At 64.5% G+C, this 761-nt stretch carries 1 protein-coding gene; it reads right to left on the bottom strand.

Annotated elements, in window-relative coordinates:
* On the bottom strand, positions 1–481 hold a 481-nt coding region (locus tag CEK66_RS20180), incomplete at its 3' end, for a hypothetical protein (RefSeq protein ID WP_152238068.1).
* Positions 482–761 lie beyond the last annotated feature (280 nt).

Here is a 761-nt window from a genome sequence, read left to right as displayed (position 1 = left end):
TCCGCTCCGGGCAGGCAATATGCATGCTGTCCACCACGTAGAACGTCTGGCCCAGCTTCTGCTCGGTGTGCACGAGGTAGGTCAGCGTGCCGCGCGGCGCGTACAGCTTGGCGAGGATGCCGTGGCCGACCAGCAAGCGCTTCAGGTCCTTGGCGAAGTTGTTGGCGATGGAGTTGGTTTGGCTCTGCGCGCCGACCTGGCAGGCCATCAGCACGATCTCCTCGAACGACTCCTTGCCCAGTCCCTTGGCCAGCAGTTGCTGCAGGAATGCCTCCGGTGCAAGCCCGGCGAAGACGTTGACGTTGCCGTGCGAATTGATCACCAAGCGCTTGCCGCGCGTCTTGTTGCTGGGCGATAGCGAGGCCGCGTCGAGCAGGGTCAGCGCATGCGATTGGTTTTCGCCGAAGTGGGATTGCAAGGCTTTCAGCTTGGCGCCGCGCTGATCCGCCTGATCGCCGTCCAGGCCGACATAAATGAGCATGAGGATTCTCCCGACGCACAGGGCCGCCAACATGCGTTGGGCGGGAGCATCCGGAAATCCGGGGTGGCCGCGTCGTGGCGCACCGATCTCGCTCGCTGCGCAGCGTAGGGTCGCCGTCGGTGGCCCGGGATCGGCGCATTGCCGATTCTCCGCTGTGGATTGGCCGATCTCTGGCGCGATGCAGTGTGCCGCAGCGCGATGGCGCAGCATCCAGGTCCGGCGACCGAGCAACACGACCCGTGCACGCCCGCATTGCGACGGCCCCGCAAAAATTTCTAAA

The sequence above is a fragment of the Xanthomonas sp. LMG 12460 genome, assembly GCF_009192895.1.
In the GTDB taxonomy this organism is placed as follows: domain Bacteria; phylum Pseudomonadota; class Gammaproteobacteria; order Xanthomonadales; family Xanthomonadaceae; genus Xanthomonas_A; species Xanthomonas_A sontii.
Note: the sequence above shows the minus strand (reverse complement) of the source record. Positions and strands in the feature narration are given on the sequence as shown.